15 protein-coding genes are annotated in these 16,276 nt (G+C 54.9%); 8 read left to right on the top strand and 7 right to left on the bottom strand.

Annotation, left to right across the window (positions count from 1 at the left end; translation table 11 throughout):
* Nucleotides 1–31: 31 nt before the first annotated feature.
* The 4 genes from EYC98_RS13755 to EYC98_RS13740 all read right to left on the bottom strand — a co-directional run bounded on the left by EYC98_RS13755 (nucleotide 32) and on the right by EYC98_RS13740 (nucleotide 5,279).
* Complete coding sequence (locus EYC98_RS13755) at nucleotides 32–2,797, bottom strand: valine--tRNA ligase (protein WP_279245914.1); 2,766 nt, start codon at nucleotides 2,795–2,797, stop codon at nucleotides 32–34.
* A 46-nt stretch (nucleotides 2,798–2,843) separates the two neighbouring features.
* Complete coding sequence (locus tag EYC98_RS13750; RefSeq protein ID WP_279245913.1) at nucleotides 2,844–3,263, bottom strand: DNA polymerase III subunit chi; 420 nt, start codon at nucleotides 3,261–3,263, stop codon at nucleotides 2,844–2,846.
* 1 nt (nucleotide 3,264) lies between these two features.
* Entirely contained in the window at nucleotides 3,265–4,758 is a 1,494-nt protein-coding gene (locus EYC98_RS13745) for a leucyl aminopeptidase (protein WP_279245912.1), read from the bottom strand.
* Between the two features lie 71 nt (nucleotides 4,759–4,829).
* Nucleotides 4,830–5,279, bottom strand: a complete 450-nt coding sequence (locus tag EYC98_RS13740; RefSeq protein WP_279245911.1) for an RDD family protein — start codon at nucleotides 5,277–5,279, stop codon at nucleotides 4,830–4,832.
* Nucleotides 5,280–5,340: 61 nt separating this feature from the next.
* Here EYC98_RS13740 and EYC98_RS13735 point away from each other — a divergent pair, with 61 nt between their 5' ends.
* Nucleotides 5,341–6,024 (top strand): response regulator transcription factor, encoded by a 684-nt coding sequence (locus tag EYC98_RS13735; protein ID WP_279245910.1) that lies wholly within the window; start codon nucleotides 5,341–5,343, stop codon nucleotides 6,022–6,024.
* Nucleotides 6,025–6,029: 5 nt separating this feature from the next.
* Entirely contained in the window at nucleotides 6,030–7,400 is a 1,371-nt protein-coding gene (locus EYC98_RS13730) for a sensor histidine kinase (RefSeq protein WP_279245909.1), read from the top strand.
* Nucleotides 7,401–7,410: 10 nt separating this feature from the next.
* On the opposite strand, the gene EYC98_RS13725 is transcribed toward EYC98_RS13730, so the two are convergent.
* Nucleotides 7,411–8,313: a hypothetical protein gene (locus EYC98_RS13725; RefSeq protein ID WP_279245908.1), complete on the bottom strand. Its 903-nt coding sequence runs from the start codon at nucleotides 8,311–8,313 to the stop codon at nucleotides 7,411–7,413.
* A gap of 134 nt (nucleotides 8,314–8,447) precedes the next feature.
* Between EYC98_RS13725 and EYC98_RS13720 the strand changes: the two genes are divergently transcribed.
* The 3 genes from EYC98_RS13720 to trhO all read left to right on the top strand — a co-directional run bounded on the left by EYC98_RS13720 (nucleotide 8,448) and on the right by trhO (nucleotide 10,825).
* Nucleotides 8,448–9,491, top strand: a complete 1,044-nt coding sequence (locus EYC98_RS13720; protein WP_279245907.1) for an AraC family transcriptional regulator — start codon at nucleotides 8,448–8,450, stop codon at nucleotides 9,489–9,491.
* Between the two features lie 63 nt (nucleotides 9,492–9,554).
* Nucleotides 9,555–9,881, top strand: coding sequence for a BolA family protein (locus EYC98_RS13715; protein ID WP_279245906.1), 327 nt, complete (start codon nucleotides 9,555–9,557; stop codon nucleotides 9,879–9,881).
* Nucleotides 9,878–10,825, top strand: coding sequence for an oxygen-dependent tRNA uridine(34) hydroxylase TrhO (trhO, locus tag EYC98_RS13710; RefSeq protein WP_279245905.1), 948 nt, complete (start codon nucleotides 9,878–9,880; stop codon nucleotides 10,823–10,825). Before EYC98_RS13715 ends, trhO begins: the two co-directional genes overlap by 4 nt.
* Nucleotides 10,826–10,843: 18 nt before the next feature.
* Here trhO and EYC98_RS13705 read toward each other — a convergent pair whose 3' ends face one another.
* Complete coding sequence (locus EYC98_RS13705) at nucleotides 10,844–11,581, bottom strand: trypsin-like serine peptidase (protein WP_279245904.1); 738 nt, start codon at nucleotides 11,579–11,581, stop codon at nucleotides 10,844–10,846.
* Nucleotides 11,582–11,731: 150 nt separating this feature from the next.
* Here EYC98_RS13705 and EYC98_RS13700 point away from each other — a divergent pair, with 150 nt between their 5' ends.
* Nucleotides 11,732–12,712: an LLM class flavin-dependent oxidoreductase gene (locus EYC98_RS13700; protein WP_279245903.1), complete on the top strand. Its 981-nt coding sequence runs from the start codon at nucleotides 11,732–11,734 to the stop codon at nucleotides 12,710–12,712.
* Here the strand turns inward: EYC98_RS13700 and EYC98_RS13695 are convergent.
* Entirely contained in the window at nucleotides 12,704–13,282 is a 579-nt protein-coding gene (locus EYC98_RS13695) for a phosphoribosyltransferase (RefSeq protein ID WP_279245902.1), read from the bottom strand. The two genes, EYC98_RS13700 and EYC98_RS13695, sit on opposite strands and share 9 nt — an antisense overlap.
* A gap of 126 nt (nucleotides 13,283–13,408) precedes the next feature.
* Here EYC98_RS13695 and EYC98_RS13690 point away from each other — a divergent pair, with 126 nt between their 5' ends.
* Both EYC98_RS13690 and pyk read left to right on the top strand, forming a co-directional pair.
* Nucleotides 13,409–14,713, top strand: coding sequence for a glycerate kinase type-2 family protein (locus EYC98_RS13690; protein WP_279245901.1), 1,305 nt, complete (start codon nucleotides 13,409–13,411; stop codon nucleotides 14,711–14,713).
* A complete protein-coding gene (pyk, locus tag EYC98_RS13685; RefSeq protein ID WP_279245900.1) occupies nucleotides 14,710–16,137 on the top strand; it encodes a pyruvate kinase in 1,428 nt (475 codons plus the stop codon). The genes EYC98_RS13690 and pyk overlap by 4 nt, the downstream gene beginning before the upstream one ends.
* Nucleotides 16,138–16,276 lie beyond the last annotated feature (139 nt).

The raw sequence follows: 16,276 nt of genomic DNA, 5'->3' as shown, positions 1-16,276 counted from the left end.
TTATAGAAGCCGTTGCCTGATTGTGTAGGGTCTATATTTCCGCCAATTCCTCATGTTGCTGTTTCAGCTTCGCCAGTGCCTGTTCCTGAGAATCAAGTTTGGCACGTTCTTTATCGACTACAGCCTCAGGCGCCTTATCAATAAACGCACTATTACTCAGCTTGCCGCGAAGGCGCTCAAGGTCCTTATCCAGCTTTTGCATTTCTTTGGTTAAGCGGGCGAGTTCGGCATCCTTGTCGATAACGCCTGCCAGTGGTACCAAAATTTCAAGCTTGCCGACCAGCGCCGCGGAAGCTGCGGGAGCTGATTCGTTAGCGTCTAAAAATCGGATTTCAGAAAGCTTGGCGAGTTTTTTCAGGTATTGCGCATTGTCGTCAAGCCTTCGCTGATCATTATTGTCGCCATTGCGTAGTAAAACGCTGAGCTCTTTACCAGGCGCTATGTTCATCTCGCCGCGAATGTTGCGGATTCCAACAATGACGCCTTTCAGCCATTCTATATCGGCGTTTGCCAGGGCGTCTATGCTTGTCTCGTCGGCTTCCGGATAGGGTTGGAGCATGATGGTGGCCCCAGATTTACCGGCCAGAGGTGCTACTTTTTGCCAAATTTCTTCGGTGATAAATGGCATCAGTGGATGGGTCATGCGCAGGATCGCTTCCAGCACTCTGATCAGGGTGCGGCGGGTTCCGACCTTGGCCGCTGCCGCCGCGTCGTCGTCCCAGAGTACGGGTTTTGACAGTTCCAAATACCAGTCGCAATACTCGTTCCAGGTGAACTCATAGATGGCCTGTGAGGCAAGATCAAAGCGATAGTTCGAAATAGCGCGCTTTACTTCCTGTTCAGTCTCCTGCAGGCGGCTGATGATCCAGCGGTCCGCAAGGCCCAGCGTGAACTCAGCCTCGGTTGTTCCGCATTCCTCGTTTTCACAATTCATCAATGCGTAGCGCGCAGCATTCCATAATTTGTTGCAGAAATTTCTGAAACCTTCAATGCGACCAATATCAAATTTGATATCACGGCCGGTGCTGGCGAGCGAGTAATAGGTAAAGCGCAGGGCGTCGGTACCGTAAGCGTCAATACCCTCGGGGAATTCTTCGCGCGTCTGCTTGTCGATCTTCTTGGCCAACTTTGGCTGCATCATGCCGGCGGTGCGTTTTTCTAACAAAGTATCTAGTTCGATGCCATCGATCAGGTCAATCGGGTCCAGTACGTTGCCTTTTGATTTTGACATTTTTTGACCATGGCTATCGCGTACCAATCCATGGACATAAACCGTATGGAAAGGGACTTCCTTGCGAAAGTGCAGGGTCATCATGATCATGCGGGCGACCCAGAAGAAAATGATATCAAAGCCTGTAACCAGCACCGAACTGGGGTGAAAGGTTTTCAGGTCTGGCGTTTGCTCTGGCCAACCCAGCGTTGAAAAAGTCCAAAGGGCGCTGGAAAACCAGGTATCCAGCACATCTTCGTCTTGACGCAGTGCGACTTCCGGTCCCAGGTTATTTTCTTGGCGAACACTGGTCTCATCGTTACCAACGTAGATGTTGCCCTCGTTGTCGTACCAGGCGGGTATGCGATGTCCCCACCACAATTGCCGCGAGATGCACCAATCCTGGATATCCCGCATCCAGGCAAAATAGGTGTTTTCCCACTGCTTTGGTACAAACTGTATGGAGCCATTCTCAACGGCGTCGATGGCGGGCTGGGCCAACTTTTTGGCGTCTACATACCATTGCTGGGTGAGATAGGGCTCGATGACTACATTGGAGCGGTCTCCGCGCGGTACTTTCAGCGTATGGTCCTTAACACCCTCAAGCAGGCCCGCCGATTCCAGGTCCGCAATAATCTGTTTGCGGGCGACAAACCGGTCCATACCTCTATAGGCCTCGGGCACCTCATCATTGAGAGCGGCATCGTCAGTGAAGATGTTGATCATCTCCAGACTGTGGCGCTTGCCGACCTCATAGTCGTTGAAATCGTGAGCCGGGGTGATTTTGAGGCAGCCGGTGCCGAAATCGCGGTCGACGTAGTCGTCTGCGATAATAGGAATCGTGCGTCCGGTCAGCGGTAGGTCGATAGACTTTCCGATCAGTTGTGCATAGCGCTCATCTTCGGGGTGCACCGCCACGGCGGTATCACCCAGCATGGTTTCGGGGCGTGTTGTGGCGACGACCAGATGTCCGCTGCCGTCGCTGAGTGGGTATCTAAAGTTCCAGAGGTGGCCTTTTTCCTCTTCGGATACCACTTCGAGGTCTGAGATGGCGGTATGCAATGCCGGGTCCCAGTTCACCAGGCGCTGGCCCCGGTAGATCAAGCCCTCTTGATGCAGTTTGATAAAGACTTCCTGCACTGCGGCAGAAAGTCCCGGATCCATGGTGAAGCGCTCGCGTGACCAGTCTAGCGAAGAGCCCAGCCGTCGCAGTTGCTGAGTAATAGTGCCACCTGATTCCTGCTTCCAGTCCCACACTTTCTCAATAAACTTTTCCCGCCCTAACTCATGGCGGTTAGTGCCGGCGGCCTCTAGTTGACGCTCGACGACCATCTGCGTGGCAATGCCGGCGTGGTCGGTTCCCACCTGCCACAGCGTATTGCAACCTTGCATGCGGTGATAGCGAATCAGAGCGTCCATGATCGCCTCCTGAAACCCGTGCCCCATATGCAGGCTGCCGGTTACATTGGGGGGAGGAATCATAATGGAATAGGGCTCGCCGCTGCCGCTTGGTGCGAAGTAGCCTTTGCTCTCCCATTCCTGGTACCACCGGGTTTCGATGTTGGCGGGTTGGTATGTCTTATCCATGATCGTTGTATGGTTTCCTGAAAAAGGTCGTGATTATACGTGTCTGCTACAGTTTATTGAACTTCACCGGGTAGCCGCGATCTTTGTAGTAGCGGGCCGACTGGCGCAGCGGTTCGCGGATCTCGGGTGCCTGGGTAACCACTTCGGTAACCCGTTCAAAGCGGCCAACGAAATCGGGCACCTGCAGGGCCAGGTTTATCAGTACATCACTGTGATTGCCTGGGCTGTCGCTACAGCCTATTACAATCGGTTCATCGGCAGTGCTACTGGCAAGGCAATGAGGTAGAAAACTCTGGGGGCGGAAGTCCCACAGCAGCTGATCCAGATGCTTGGCGCTAGCTTCGTCTGCTGTGTGGATATAGACCCGACGTCCCTGCTTGAACGCTTTGTCGGTAAGGCGACAGGCAAAAGACTGGCGCGCGTCGCTGCTATCCTCGCTGAGTATGTAAAAATCTACCTCTGTCACCCTATTTGATTCCGGCGCGGTCCATCAGGTAACGAGTTAGCATCGCCACCGGACGGCCGGTGGCGCCCTTGGGCGCGCTGTTCCAGGCACTGCCCGCTATGTCCAGGTGCGCCCAATGGTATTTTTCGGTGAATCTGGCGAGGAAACATGCTGCAGTAATGCTGCCGGCTGCAGGGCCACCGACATTGGCAATGTCAGCAAAAGGGGTGTTTATCTGACGCTGGTATTCTTCCCACAGTGGCATGCGCCAGACGCGGTCATAGCTGATCTCGCCCGCACTGTTGAGTTGTTCGGCAAGCTTGTCGTTATTGCTATACATGGCGCTAGCCTGGGAGCCAAGAGCGACGATACAGGCACCGGTCAGAGTGGCGATGTCGACGACGGCAGCTGGCTTGAAGCGCTCGGCATAGGTGAGTGTGTCACACAGCACTAAACGCCCTTCGGCATCCGTATTGAGTATTTCAATGGTTTGCCCGGACATGCTGGTGACCACGTCGCCGGGTTTGGTCGCGCGGCCATTGGGTAAGTTCTCTGAGGCGGCAACCAGGGCTACCACATTGATCGGCAGCTCCATCGCTATGATGGCTGTCAGCGTGCCAAACACGCTGGCAGCGCCGCACATGTCGTATTTCATTTCGTCCATCTTGGCACCAGGCTTTAGACTAATGCCGCCGCTGTCAAACGTAATGCCCTTGCCAACCAAAACGTAAGGCTTTTGGGTGCTGGCTGCTCCCTTATATTGCATCTGGATCAGCTTGGCGGGTTGGTCGCTGCCAGCGCTGACTGAGAGTAGAGCGCCCATGCCCAACTTCAGCATGTCTTTTTCCTCAAGTATGCGCGTACTCAGCTTGGCACTGCTCTTGGCGAGCTGGCGGGCTTCGCTGGCGAGGAAAGTGGGAGTGCAGATATTACCAGGCAGATCGCCGAGTCGGCGTGCGATGTTCATGCCATCACCCACATACTGGCCGCGGTTAAGGAATTTGTTGGCCTCACGAACAGTCAGCTCGTCGCCGCCGTTAACGACAAGCTTGCGCAAAGGCAGTGCCGGGCGGGGTTTACTGACGGTCTCGCTGTAGACGTAGCTGGCGAGGCTGAGGTCGCGACTGAGCAGTTCGCAAAATTGCCCCAGTGAGTAGTCGCTGCTGCCTAACCCTGTACCGTGTAAGCAGGCTTCTTTACACTTTCCCGCGCGCAGTGCCTTGACTATGGCGGTGGATGTTTTGCGCGCGGTAGCTGCATCAAATTTGGCAGAACTGCCTACGCCGACCAACAATATCCGAGCGGAGGCAGCGTCGGCAGCGCCGTGCAGCATCAGTGTTTCGCCGGCGTTGCCGCTTATCTCACCGTGCTTGAGCGCAGCACTGATTAAGCCTGACTGGGCGCTATCAATGGCTTTGGCAGCCTCAGACAGCTTCCTGCTCTTGGCTATCGTTACGATGGCGCAGCTGGTTTTGTGAGCCGGTATATTGGCGATTTTGCGAGCCGTGATTTCCATGTTAAGTCCTTAAGCCAGTCATTTTTTGATTGCAGTGAAGTTTACGCGTTAACCACCCTCTAACGCGAGTTTCAGGTTTTGGGTAGTAATTCCAACTCTGTGCCCGACCAGTAGTCGTGCCAGTAGCGCCCGCGGCGATCGAACAGACACCACCAGTATCCCAGGCCGCCGACCGCCAGCGACACACAAGCTCCCAGGCAACGCAGCAAGGCCTGACGGGCAGTCACGCTGGTGCCATCGGTGCTGCGCAAGCGGATACGCCAGGCTTGCATGCCGAGTGTCTGGCCCTTTTTTAACCAGAAAACGCAGTAGAATACGGCTACGGTCGCCAGTGAGAGTATGCGTACCAGCGTCGCGGGCAGCATTTGCTGCTCCATGCTGGCATCGGCGCGTCCTGTTACTGCAAGGTATACACCCATAGCTATGGCGACACTGAGCATGACTAGTGGAAGCACCAGACAGGTATCGTAAATCAGTGCGCCCAGGCGGCGCCATAGCGGCGGAGAAACGTGATCAGGCATAGGTAAAGTCGGCAATTTTCGATGTGAGATTCTACCATCAGTCCGTGGTACATTGCCCGCTATGACCATACTCATTATTGAAGACGATGCTGCGGTAGCCCAGTATATTGCGGATGGCCTGCGCGACGCCGGCTATGCTACAGAATGCGTCGCCGACGGTGAAATCGGTTATCAGCGGGCGGTGGCTGCTCAGTATGAAATGTTGCTGGTTGATCGCATGTTGCCGCACCTCGACGGTTTGAGCCTGATCAGTCGCTTGCGTGAGCAAGGTGACCATACCCCCGCTCTGGTGCTAAGCGCGCTGGGGGAGGTGGATGACAGGGTGAAAGGGCTGCAATGCGGCGCCGATGACTATTTGGTAAAGCCGTTTTCCTTTGCCGAGCTCAAAGCGCGTACAGAGGCGCTGCTGCGGCGCAATTTGCAGAACGCCAGTACGCAGACCACCCTGGTCGTTGCCGATTTGACTATGGACTTGCTGACCCAGCAGGTCGCGCGGGCTGGTCAAAAACTAAGTTTACAGCCAAGGGAATACAAGCTGCTGGAATGTCTGATGCGCAATGGTGGGCAACTGGTCACACGCGATATGTTACTTGAAGATGTGTGGGGTTATCACTTTGACCCTCAGACCAATGTAATTGATGTGCATATTAGCCGCCTGCGCCAGAAAATAGACCGCGATTTTGAACCGGCGCTGCTGACCACCGTGCGCGGGTCTGGCTACATCCTCGGGGTACCGGCGGAGTAACTGCGGTGAAAATCTTTCAGGTTCTTACCAGTATTGCCTTTCGCTACATGTTTACTTATGTGGTTGGGCTCAGTATTGCAGTGTTCATCAGCATGGCCGTTCTCTACGGCGTATTTGCCTATAATTATTTTGAGGACCTGCAAGAGTCTATTGTGGAGGAGTTAGAGACGCTCACTATAGTCTATGAGGGGCAGGGCGTTGCCGGTATAGAGGAGTATATTCAGGATCAGCAGCGCCAGCAAAGCAGCTTTTTCTACCTGTTGGCCGATGCCGATTATACCAAAGTGACCGGCACGCTTAAGGCATGGCCGGAGTATCGCGAATTTGGTGATGGCTGGTTGTCTATAGGGCGTCAGGCTGCAGGTCTGGTTGGTGGAGTCCCGACGCTAGAGTTAGTGGCACGTTCAGAGCTTCTGAGTAATGGCTACCATGTCATGGCGGCATTGCGCTATAACGACATTCTCGAGTCCAATCAGTTGGTTGTCTCGACCCTCTTGAGAACCATGATTGCGACCCTGATTCTGGGCCTTGTGGGCGGCTACTTTTCGGCTCGTTTTACGCTACAACGAATCGAGGATATCAACGCTGGCATCAGTAATATCGTCAAGGGTGATCTGGGGCAGAGGATTCCGCTGGGTGACTCGGAGGGCAATGTCAGGCAGCTGATCGTCAACTTTAATTCGATGCTGGATCAGACGCAGTCATTAATGCATGGCGTGCGAACAGTTTCCGACAACATAGCTCACGATCTGCGCACTCCACTGACTAGAATGCGCAATCATCTGAGTCTCTTGCAGCAGGAAGCGGACAGTGATGACATGCCGCGTGTGCAATTGCTGGTGGAGGAGTGTGACGAGATATTGGCAACTTTCAACGCGCTGTTGCGCATCGCGCAATTGGAGGCAGGCAACCGTATTACCAGTTTTGCACATTTTGACGTGGGAGCGTTGGTAGCTGATGTCGTTGATCTCTATGAGCCGCTGGCGCAGGATAAGGAGTTGCAGCTAACTCAGGAAATTGTTGCCGTTGAACTTGATGGTGATCGTGATTTGCTGTTTCAGATGATGGTCAATTTGATTGATAACGCGGTTAAATATACCCCCGCAGGAGGCACTATCCTGATCAGTGTCAAAGCCCTGCGCCCTGGCGGTGTATTATTGACCGTCGCAGATAGTGGGCCTGGAATTCCCAGCGCGGACCGTGAGAACGTGTTCAGACGATTTTTTCGACTCGAATCAAGTCGTGGCGAGCACCCCGGTAGCGGCTTGGGGCTGAGTTTGGTCAGAGCCGTAGTCACTATGCATCATGGCCGCATTCAGCTAAAAGACAACGGTCCTGGTTTGCGGGTTGAAGTTAGTCTGGGCGGAGAGTATTGAGCGGAGCGCTTTAATCCGCCGCTGCTTTCTCTAATTGAAGATGGTCGGTATTTGGTGCCTTGCCAGACTCTACCTTGCGATACTGATTTTCAAGTACATCGCTGCCCTCTGGGGCCAGCTCAATGGCACTGGTGTCTGGTCTCAACGAAGTGACGTCGCTAACAAGGGTGGGAATCGTTTCGCCTACCTCGCCAACACTAAGATGGCTGATATCGGGGCTAAGCGCAGCCGCAGCTTCAGCGAGCAGCGGAATGTTTTCACCTACTTCACCCATGCTTATGTGACTGGTGTCAGGCGCCGATTCAAGCACCGGTTCAGGGAGCGGCTTCGGCTCCGGATCTGACTCTGACTCCTTTTTGGCCGCCTTGGCTTGCCTTTTTTCCGCATCAAAGTCGGGTGCTTGGGCAATGCTGAGTCGACTCAAGTCCAGGTCTGGTGCCTGCTCAGATATCCGCTCTTCAGGATTAAGAATTTCCGAACCGGTGGGGGCGAGAGTCATGGTTGCCGCGGTAGTGCCGCCGGCTTTAGTCAATGCCGCCACGCGGTCAGCCATGCTCATAGGCTCGGCACTGGCAGCAGTATTCGAAACGGGTGCAGCAACAGTTGTTGCTACCGGCGCTGTTTGCGTCGTTGGCGCAGGCGTGTTCTTTCTGATAATAGCAATGGCACCGGCACGATTCATCGCAGTTTTATATTTGAGCGCAGCGGCCTTATCCACACCCCGTTTAACCGGTTGTGGATTGCCAGAGAACAGTTTGTCGAGCGCGGCGTCGCCCGCCTTAAAAAGCCTTGCCAGATTGGCGCGTACAGCTTCCTCCTCGAAGTCATCGAGGATGCCGGCCGAATAATAGATGTCATAGCGTTCATCCATAAGGTCAGTATAGGCGCGTACTTTGGGGTCAACAACGGCCAAAAACGCTTGAACTGTGACCTGGAACCCAAAGCTGGTAAGCTTTTCAGCAATAGGGCCCTCTGCTATCTGGCGCGCGCGTCAATGCTTGTAGGAGGTGCCTCCTTTGCAGCCTGTCACGTCCAGCGACTCTCTTTATGCCAACAGCTATGGTTCCAACCCAATTTGCCGCATCGCTGATCCGCATGGCTGCCGCACGCGGGTTCGATTTCGGCTCCGCGCTGACCGCGGCGGGGTTGGATTTCGACCCTTTGGATGAGAGTGCCGCAGGCTGGCAGGCAGAGATAACCGCGATGCAGTATTCGCAGCTTTATCAGAAGGCGCTGCGTCTGCTGCAGGATGAGACCTTTGGCATGCATCCGCACAAGGTGGTATCTCCGGGGGCCTTCAGAATGATGTGCTATTGCATTATTCATTCTGAGAATTTGGGTAAAGCCATTTCCCGAGCCTCTGATTTTTACCGCACGTTCTTTGGTGGTGGCGCAGAGCTCTACGCTAACTTCACCGACCGTCACGCCCGGGTCGGCTACCGCGACATGCCCGGTAGCGCGATGCGACAGGTAGGGGCGGCGGATGCCTACGGCCTGTCAGTATGGCATCGGTTTTTCGGTTGGCTCAGCGGCCGGCCTATCGATTTGCAGCGCGTTGACTTTGCCGGTGATCCGCCGCGTAATCCGGCTAAATATGAAGATTTGTTTGGCTGTCCGATTTACTACAATCAGGCCAGTAATTTAATGTACTTCGACAGCGAGTGCCTGCGCTACCCGTTAGTTCACACCGAACAGTCGCTGCATGAATTTTTGCGCACTGCGCCCTACCAATTGATGGTGATGACCAATGACCAGCACAGTAATAGTCTGGTCGCCCAACTGCGGGCTATGATTGGTTACGATTTTAGTCAGGGTTTTCCCAGCTTTGAAACGCTGTGTGCGGCTTTGAATATGTCCGCACCTACATTACGGCGCAGACTCAAGCGTGAGGGCACCACTTTTCAGCAGTTGAAGGACCAGTGCCGATGTGAAGCGGCGCTGGCGCTGCTGGATAATCGGGCTTTATCCATTAATCAGGTAGCGGCAAAAATGGGATTCACCGACCCTAGCGCTTTTCATCGATCTTTCAAGAAGTGGACCGGTCAAACCCCAGGTGATTACCGCTCGAGTCTTGCTGGCACTGGTCTTTAGCCCTCAGCAACTAACATCATTGTGGTGGGCGATTTGGTGGCGGATTGCGCTATAATGCGGCCTATGATTATTCAACAAACCATTGAAACAAAGCTTGCCGATGAACTAGCCCCGCTTTGGCTGGAGGTCGTTAACGAGAGCGATCAGCACAGTGTGCCGGCAAATTCCGAGACCCACTTCAAATTGGTAGTGGTGACTGAGGCGTTCGCCGGTAAGCGACAGGTGGCTAGACATCAGGCCGTGTACCAACTTTTGGCGGAGCAGTTGGCCGGCCCAGTGCACGCGCTTGCGCTACACACGTATACCCCGGAGGAGTGGCAGCAACGCAATGCCGCCAGTCCTGACTCACCGCAGTGCCTGGGCGGGAGCAAGGGAGAGGCGGGGCAGTGAGCACTATAGTAGTAGCCGCGTTATACAAGTTTGTGACGCTGGATGACTACGAGCAATTGCGTGAGCCCCTGCTGGATGTTTGTCTTGATGCCGGCGTGAAGGGAACTTTGTTGCTGGCCAATGAAGGCATCAATGGCACCATTGCCGGTTCGCGCGCTGCTATAGACATTGTTCTTGCCTACCTGAAGCGAGATGTCCGTTTTACCGATATTGGGCACAAAGAATCGTTTGACGATCACCTGCCTTTTTACCGCATGAAGGTAAAACTGAAGCGCGAGATCGTCACTCTGGGAGTGCCCGGTGTCGATCCTAATAAGCGGGTCGGTACTTATGTGCAACCTGACGACTGGAACCATATTATCAGCGATCCCGACGTGTTGGTGATCGATACGCGTAATGACTACGAGGTCGGAATTGGCACTTTTCGGGGTGCAGTTGATCCGCATACAACCAGCTTTCGGGAATTCCCTGAATACGTGCGCAACAATATAGAACCGGGCAAGCAAAAGAAGGTAGCGATGTTTTGCACAGGGGGTATTCGCTGCGAGAAGGCCTCAGCATTTATGCTTGAAGAAGGTTTTCAGGAGGTTTATCACCTGCAAGGCGGTATCCTGAAATACTTGGAGGAGGTGCCGCAGGCGGAGAGTCTGTGGGAAGGGGAGTGCTTTGTTTTTGATAACCGGGTGTCAGTCAATCATCAGCTGGAGAAGGGCGAATACGACCAGTGTCATGGTTGTCGCCGTCCGATTACGCAGCAGGATAAGATGTCAGAGTTGTATCAGCGGGGCGTCTGTTGTCCGCACTGTTTCGCTGAACTTAGTGATGATCAGAAGACGCGTTTTGCCGAACGTCAAAAACAGGTGGACCTCGCCGCGGAGCGCAGCGAAACGCATATTGGCTCGGCGCCACCTGAGCGCCAGCTAAAGACCGGTAACAGCAGTTAGTTTCTTTTAGCGTCTGCGTCAGCGGCGCAGATACGGAGCGACGCGCCGCGCAAACTGATCACTGGGAACATACAAACTGACTGCTTCGCCGTCGCCGGCAGAGAGCACTCCCAGGAGTCGGACCTCACCCTCAACTACCGCTACCAGCGGGCCACCAGAGGCACCTTTGGCGGCGCGGCAATTGGTAGTAATCACTGCGCTGGCGATCGCGGTAACCGAGCAGTCCGGGTGGTAGCTCAGTAGTCTGCCATTGTCGGCGGCCATCAGGTCGCGGGAGTAGCCGGCACTGGTAAGAGTCGTTTTACCGATGCTGGCGGGCTCGGTCCAAATCACTATCGGGGCGTCTATGGCAATGGGCTGGTCCAGACGCAGTAATACCCAGTCGGCGTTCATGCTGCCACCGCTTATCACCAGTGCCGCGTTGTGCTCTATCTCACTATTGGGCAGGCTGAAGCTGATAGCCTTGGATAAATCATTGTAATATTCCAGGCAGTGCCACGCGCTGATGACATAGCGCGCGCTGTGCCGGGTGTCTGATGGGTCATGAATCTTCTTTTTGCTGATTAAGGTGCCGCTACAATTTTCCTGGTAATGGTGGCGCTCGCCGTCTTCCCATTTTTGCCCAGGTACTGTCAGTTTACCGACGCTGGCCATCCACCCCGGTGCCTTATTGTTGTGCAGCTGGCGCGGCTCGGCCAGCAGTGGAGAGGCTATGGCTAGCAGCAAAAGTAGTGGCAGCAAGAGAAAATAGGGCATGGGGGCAGCATAGCGGAAAAGCATCGCAGGTCGTTAGCTTTGGCTGATGTAACGTCAGAACCAGAGCGCGTGAGTAGAGTGCTTGACCAGACTGCGGTGGCTGGAGATCATGCGAGTCTGGTGAATGCTTCAGCTTAAAAGGGGTTACTGGTGAGCCAAGTCGTTATGCGTTTTGATATGCGCTGTCCTGCAAACGGGGATAGCAGCGCTGCCGATCTTTATCAGGCAGTGCTCGATATGTCTGAGTGGGGTGACACTCGCGGCATAGACGTTATTGGCCTTTCAGAGCATCACAATACAACTGACGGTTTTCTGCCTTCGCCGCTTAATCTGGCCAGCGCTATTGCCGCACGCACCCGCCACGCTCTATTAAGTATCGGAGCGTTGCTGGTGCCGCTGCACGATCCCTTGCGTCTCGCCGAAGACATAGCGGTGTTGGACTTACTGAGTCGGGGACGTTTGACGGTCATTACCGGTATTGGTTATCGGGAGCAGGAGTATCTGGCGCTGGGGCGCGACTGGAAACGGCGCGGACAGCTGCTGGAAGAGAACATCAAAGTGATGCAGCAAGCTTGGACTGGCATGCCTTTCGATTACCGCGGTACCAGCGTACAGGTATTGCCGAGACCCTATAGTCTGCCACACCCACTGTTGGCCATCGGTGGTAACTCGGCGCCGGCTGCGCGCCGTGCCGCGCGTCTGCGACTGCCGTTCTTTCCTGCTATTGATGATGCGGAGTTGGTAAAAATCTATCGTGAAGCATGTACTGAACAGGACTTTAGCGGTGGTCTGGTGATATTGCCGGGCTATCCAACTACAACCTTTCTGGCTGAAGATGTCGAGTTGGGCTGGCAGCAAATTGGCCGTTACATGCTATATGACGCACTGGCTTACGGTAGCTGGCGCCACGCTACCCGGCGCGCTTATGCAGAATCATTTGCCGCCGATCTTGAGACACTCCGTGCGGAGGGTAAGTACGCGGTATTGACGCCTGCTGAAGCGCTGGCGAAGCTGCGCGCGGGTGGTTCTTTGCATCTGGCGCCGTTAGTGGGGGGTGCTCCGCCCGAGTTGGGTTGGCAGAGCTTGCGCTTATTTGCAGAGCAGGTCGCTCCGCAGCTGCACTCAGACTGATTGAGTGCGTGCCTGTAGTGCGCTTCGAATACTGTCGATACCAGGCTTGTCTTTGAGCAGTTCTGTTGCCTTGAGACCGCAGAGCTCATGGGGGAATACCAGCCAGTCTGAGGTCTCGTGCAAGTAGTAGTCGGGCTTGCGTTGGGTGCGATTGTTGCCAGGTTTATAGTATGGCGTTGCGACCCGTAACTCGGGGCCACTGCCGGAGTGCGCCTGATCGATGTCGTGCACTACTTGCTCAATGCTGCGACCACTGTCGAATACATCATCAACCAGTAGCACTTTGGAGCCTGCTCCAGCGCGCTCGATCAAATACCCTAAACCGTGTACCTGCACCTGTGAGGCAGTCTCATTAATGCCGGTATAAAGTGAAGTGCGTATCGCTATGTGATCACTGGACACGTCAAAATATTCCAATAGCTCTTGCACAGCAATGCCCACCGGTGCTCCGCCGCGCCAAATGCCGACGATAAAATCGGGGTAGAAGCCACTTTCAAGTATCTGCAATCCCAGCGCGAAGGAATCGTCCAGCAGCTGCTGTGCGCTGATATAGGTTTTACGGGGATCCAAAGTTGAACTCTCACAGCCAGTGGGTTTGTCGACAGCGACGGAGTATGGCATCTTGCCTAGAGAGCGACAACATTGAGCCGGCAAGGATGCGGCGACGAGGCTTCTAATGAGTGTAGGAAGGTACTTATGGATTCAGAAAAAATAGCGCATATCAGAGCTTTACTTCGCGAACTGTTCGGGGTGGCCGTCGCGGCTGCGCAACCGGCAGAAGTCATGACAGAGTACCTGCCTGATGCGCCGCACGGACGCACACTGGTGTTGGGAGCCGGTAAAGCCGCCGCGGCCATGGCTGCGTTTATCGACAAAAACTGGGATGCCCCATTGTCAGGCATGGTGGTCACCCGCCACGGGCAGGCGGCGGATTGTGGACGTATAACTGTGCGCGAGGCTGCGCATCCGGTGCCTGATGAAAATAGTGTAGCAGCGGCAACAGAGGCACTTGGATTATGCGCGGACCTTAGCCATGAGGATCTGGTTATATGTCTTATATCCGGGGGTGGTTCGGCGCTGTTGTCACTTCCCGGCGGCGATATAAGTCTGGCCGAGAAGCAGGAGATCAACCGCCAACTGCTGAGCAGTGGTGCCAGCATTAACGAGATTAACGTTGTCAGAAAACATCTATCGGCGATCAAGGGAGGGCGGCTGGCTTTGGCCTGTGCGCCGGCGAGGGTTGTAACACTGTTGATTTCTGACGTGCCTGGTGACGATGCACAGCTCATCGCTTCAGGGCCGACACTGCCCGACCCCGCAACTGTAGCGGATGCTCTGGCGGTCATTGAACGTTTTGAACTCAAATTACCACCCAGCGCCTTGCGTTACCTGGATAGCGATCAGGCCGAGACGCCGAAGCCGGGGCATCCTGCTTTTGTAGGCAACGAAGTACATGTGGTCGCCGCGCCGCAGCTATCGCTGGAGGCTGCAGCGGACCATCTGCGCGCACAGGGAATGGCGGTGATGATTTTGTCTGATGCCGTGGAGGGAGAGTCCCGTGAAGTTGGTAAAGTGTTGGCGGGTATTGCGCAACAAGTGCGTCACCGCGGACAACCGCTGGCGGCTCCATGTATATTGCTGTCCGGCGGTGAAACTACCGTGACTCTTGGCAGCGTAGGTCGCAGTCAGGGCAAAGGCGGACCGAATAGCGAATTTGCTCTGGGGTTGGCGCTGGCTTTGGGTGGGGCGCCTGGTATTGTGGCGCTGGCGGCGGACACTGATGGGATCGACGGCAGCGAAAATAATGCGGGCAGCCTGATTGATGAAACCACCTTGCAACGCGCGCGTGAGCGTGGGCTCGATGCCACCGGGCTACTGGCCGCCAATCAATCCTGGCTGTTTTTCGATGCACTGGGTGACCTGATTGTTACTGGACCTACCGATACTAATGTTAACGATTTTCGAGCTATTTATATCGACAGCAGTGGAGCTGAAGCATGACTTCCAGACGTAAGGTCAAGATAGTAGCCACCGTGGGCCCTGCCAGCGATGAGGCCAAGGTACTGCAGCAGTTGGTTAATGCCGGTGTGAATGTGTTTCGAATGAATTTCAGTCATGGCACGCATGCGGAACATTTACGCCGCTACGAATTGATTCGCAATGTAGAAGAGCAGAGCGGGCGTCCGTTGGGAGTGTTGGTAGATTTACAGGGGCCTAAACTGCGCCTGGGAGAGTTAGCAACCGGCAAGCTCGCTATCGCTCCCGGTGATGTTCTGCGGCTGGGCTTGCCCGAGCCTGATTCCAGCAGTGATTTGATTCCACTACCGCACCCCGAGATTCTCGAGGTACTCACCGCTGGTAGTACCTTACTGATTGACGATGGCAGAGTGCGGCTGCGAGTAATATCAGGTGACGGCAAGAGCATTACCGCTGAGGTCGTTGCCGGGCAGGAGCTTTCCAGTCGCAAGGGCATTAACGTGCCAGATGTGGAGCTGCCTATTCCCTCTATGACGGAAAAAGACCGTGCCGACCTGGCATTCGTTATGGAGCATATTGAGGCAGACTGGGTTGCGCTCTCGTTTGTGCAACGACCGCAGGACGTGATTGAGTTACGCGAATTGCTGGGCGACAAGATGGCGATCATGGCCAAAATTGAAAAGCCCTCGGCGCTCACCCATATTGATGCCATTCTTGAACTGGTCGACGGCATTATGGTGGCGCGCGGAGATCTTGGAGTTGAGCTGCCGCCGGAACAAGTGCCGGGCGTACAGAAACGATTGGTGCAACGCTGCCGTGAATGCGGAATTCCGGTGGTGGTAGCCACGCACATGATGGACTCGATGGTAGCAGCACCCGTGCCCACCCGGGCTGAAGCCAGTGATGTGGCCAATGCGGTTTATGAGGGTGCCGATGCAGTGATGCTGTCTGCAGAAACGGCGGCGGGTAACTACCCGGTAGCTGCGGTTGCGATGATGTCCAGAATTATCAGTGAAGTAGAAAAGGATCCGCATTACCTGACATTATTGGAGTCGGCGGCGCCGCAGCATGAGGCAACGACTGCCGATGCCATTTGTGCCGCCCTGCGCGAGGTGTCACGAGTGATTGGTTCCAGCGTCACAGTGACTTATACCTCGTCGGGCTTTACCAGCTTGCGTGCCGCGCGGGAGCGTCCGCACAGCGTGCTATTGAGTCTGACGGCGGCGCCGGCAATAGCGCGGCGGCTGAGTATCGTCTGGGGCACGAATTGCGTGCTGGTAGACAGCTATAATGAAGACACCGCATTTAATCATCTGGTGGTTCAGGCGCGCGAGATTTCCGTCGAGCTGGGCCTCGCCAGCCCCGGCGATTTTCTGACGGTGAGCGCTGGTTTACCGCTGGGTAGCCCTGGCCGCACCAACGTTTTACGTATCGTAGAAGTAAGGTAACGGGTCTCACACCGGGAGCGCATAGGCGCGACGTGGCTTACGGTGGCTTAAACTGGTCTATTTGCTTGAACCCGAATGCCAGCCAGAAGCTAAAAAATGGCGTACATTGTCTTCAGTGTTTTGAATTGAGGTGAATACC

Source organism: Candidatus Litorirhabdus singularis (assembly GCF_026262625.1).
Lineage (GTDB): Bacteria > Pseudomonadota > Gammaproteobacteria > Pseudomonadales > Halieaceae > Litorirhabdus > Litorirhabdus singularis.
This window is presented reverse-complemented; position numbering and strand designations above follow the sequence as displayed.

Coding starts and splice junctions, on each gene's coding strand:
- EYC98_RS13755 (WP_279245914.1), bottom strand. CDS start 2,797: ATGGATAAGACATACCAACCCGCCAACATCGAAACCCGGTGGTACCAG.
- EYC98_RS13745 (WP_279245912.1), bottom strand. CDS start 4,758: ATGGAAATCACGGCTCGCAAAATCGCCAATATACCGGCTCACAAAACC.
- EYC98_RS13740 (WP_279245911.1), bottom strand. CDS start 5,279: ATGCCTGATCACGTTTCTCCGCCGCTATGGCGCCGCCTGGGCGCACTG.
- EYC98_RS13735 (WP_279245910.1), top strand. CDS start 5,341: ATGACCATACTCATTATTGAAGACGATGCTGCGGTAGCCCAGTATATT.
- EYC98_RS13720 (WP_279245907.1), top strand. CDS start 8,448: ATGCCAACAGCTATGGTTCCAACCCAATTTGCCGCATCGCTGATCCGC.
- EYC98_RS13715 (WP_279245906.1), top strand. CDS start 9,555: ATGATTATTCAACAAACCATTGAAACAAAGCTTGCCGATGAACTAGCC.
- EYC98_RS13705 (WP_279245904.1), bottom strand. CDS start 11,581: ATGCCCTATTTTCTCTTGCTGCCACTACTTTTGCTGCTAGCCATAGCC.
- EYC98_RS13690 (WP_279245901.1), top strand. CDS start 13,409: ATGGATTCAGAAAAAATAGCGCATATCAGAGCTTTACTTCGCGAACTG.
- pyk (WP_279245900.1), top strand. CDS start 14,710: ATGACTTCCAGACGTAAGGTCAAGATAGTAGCCACCGTGGGCCCTGCC.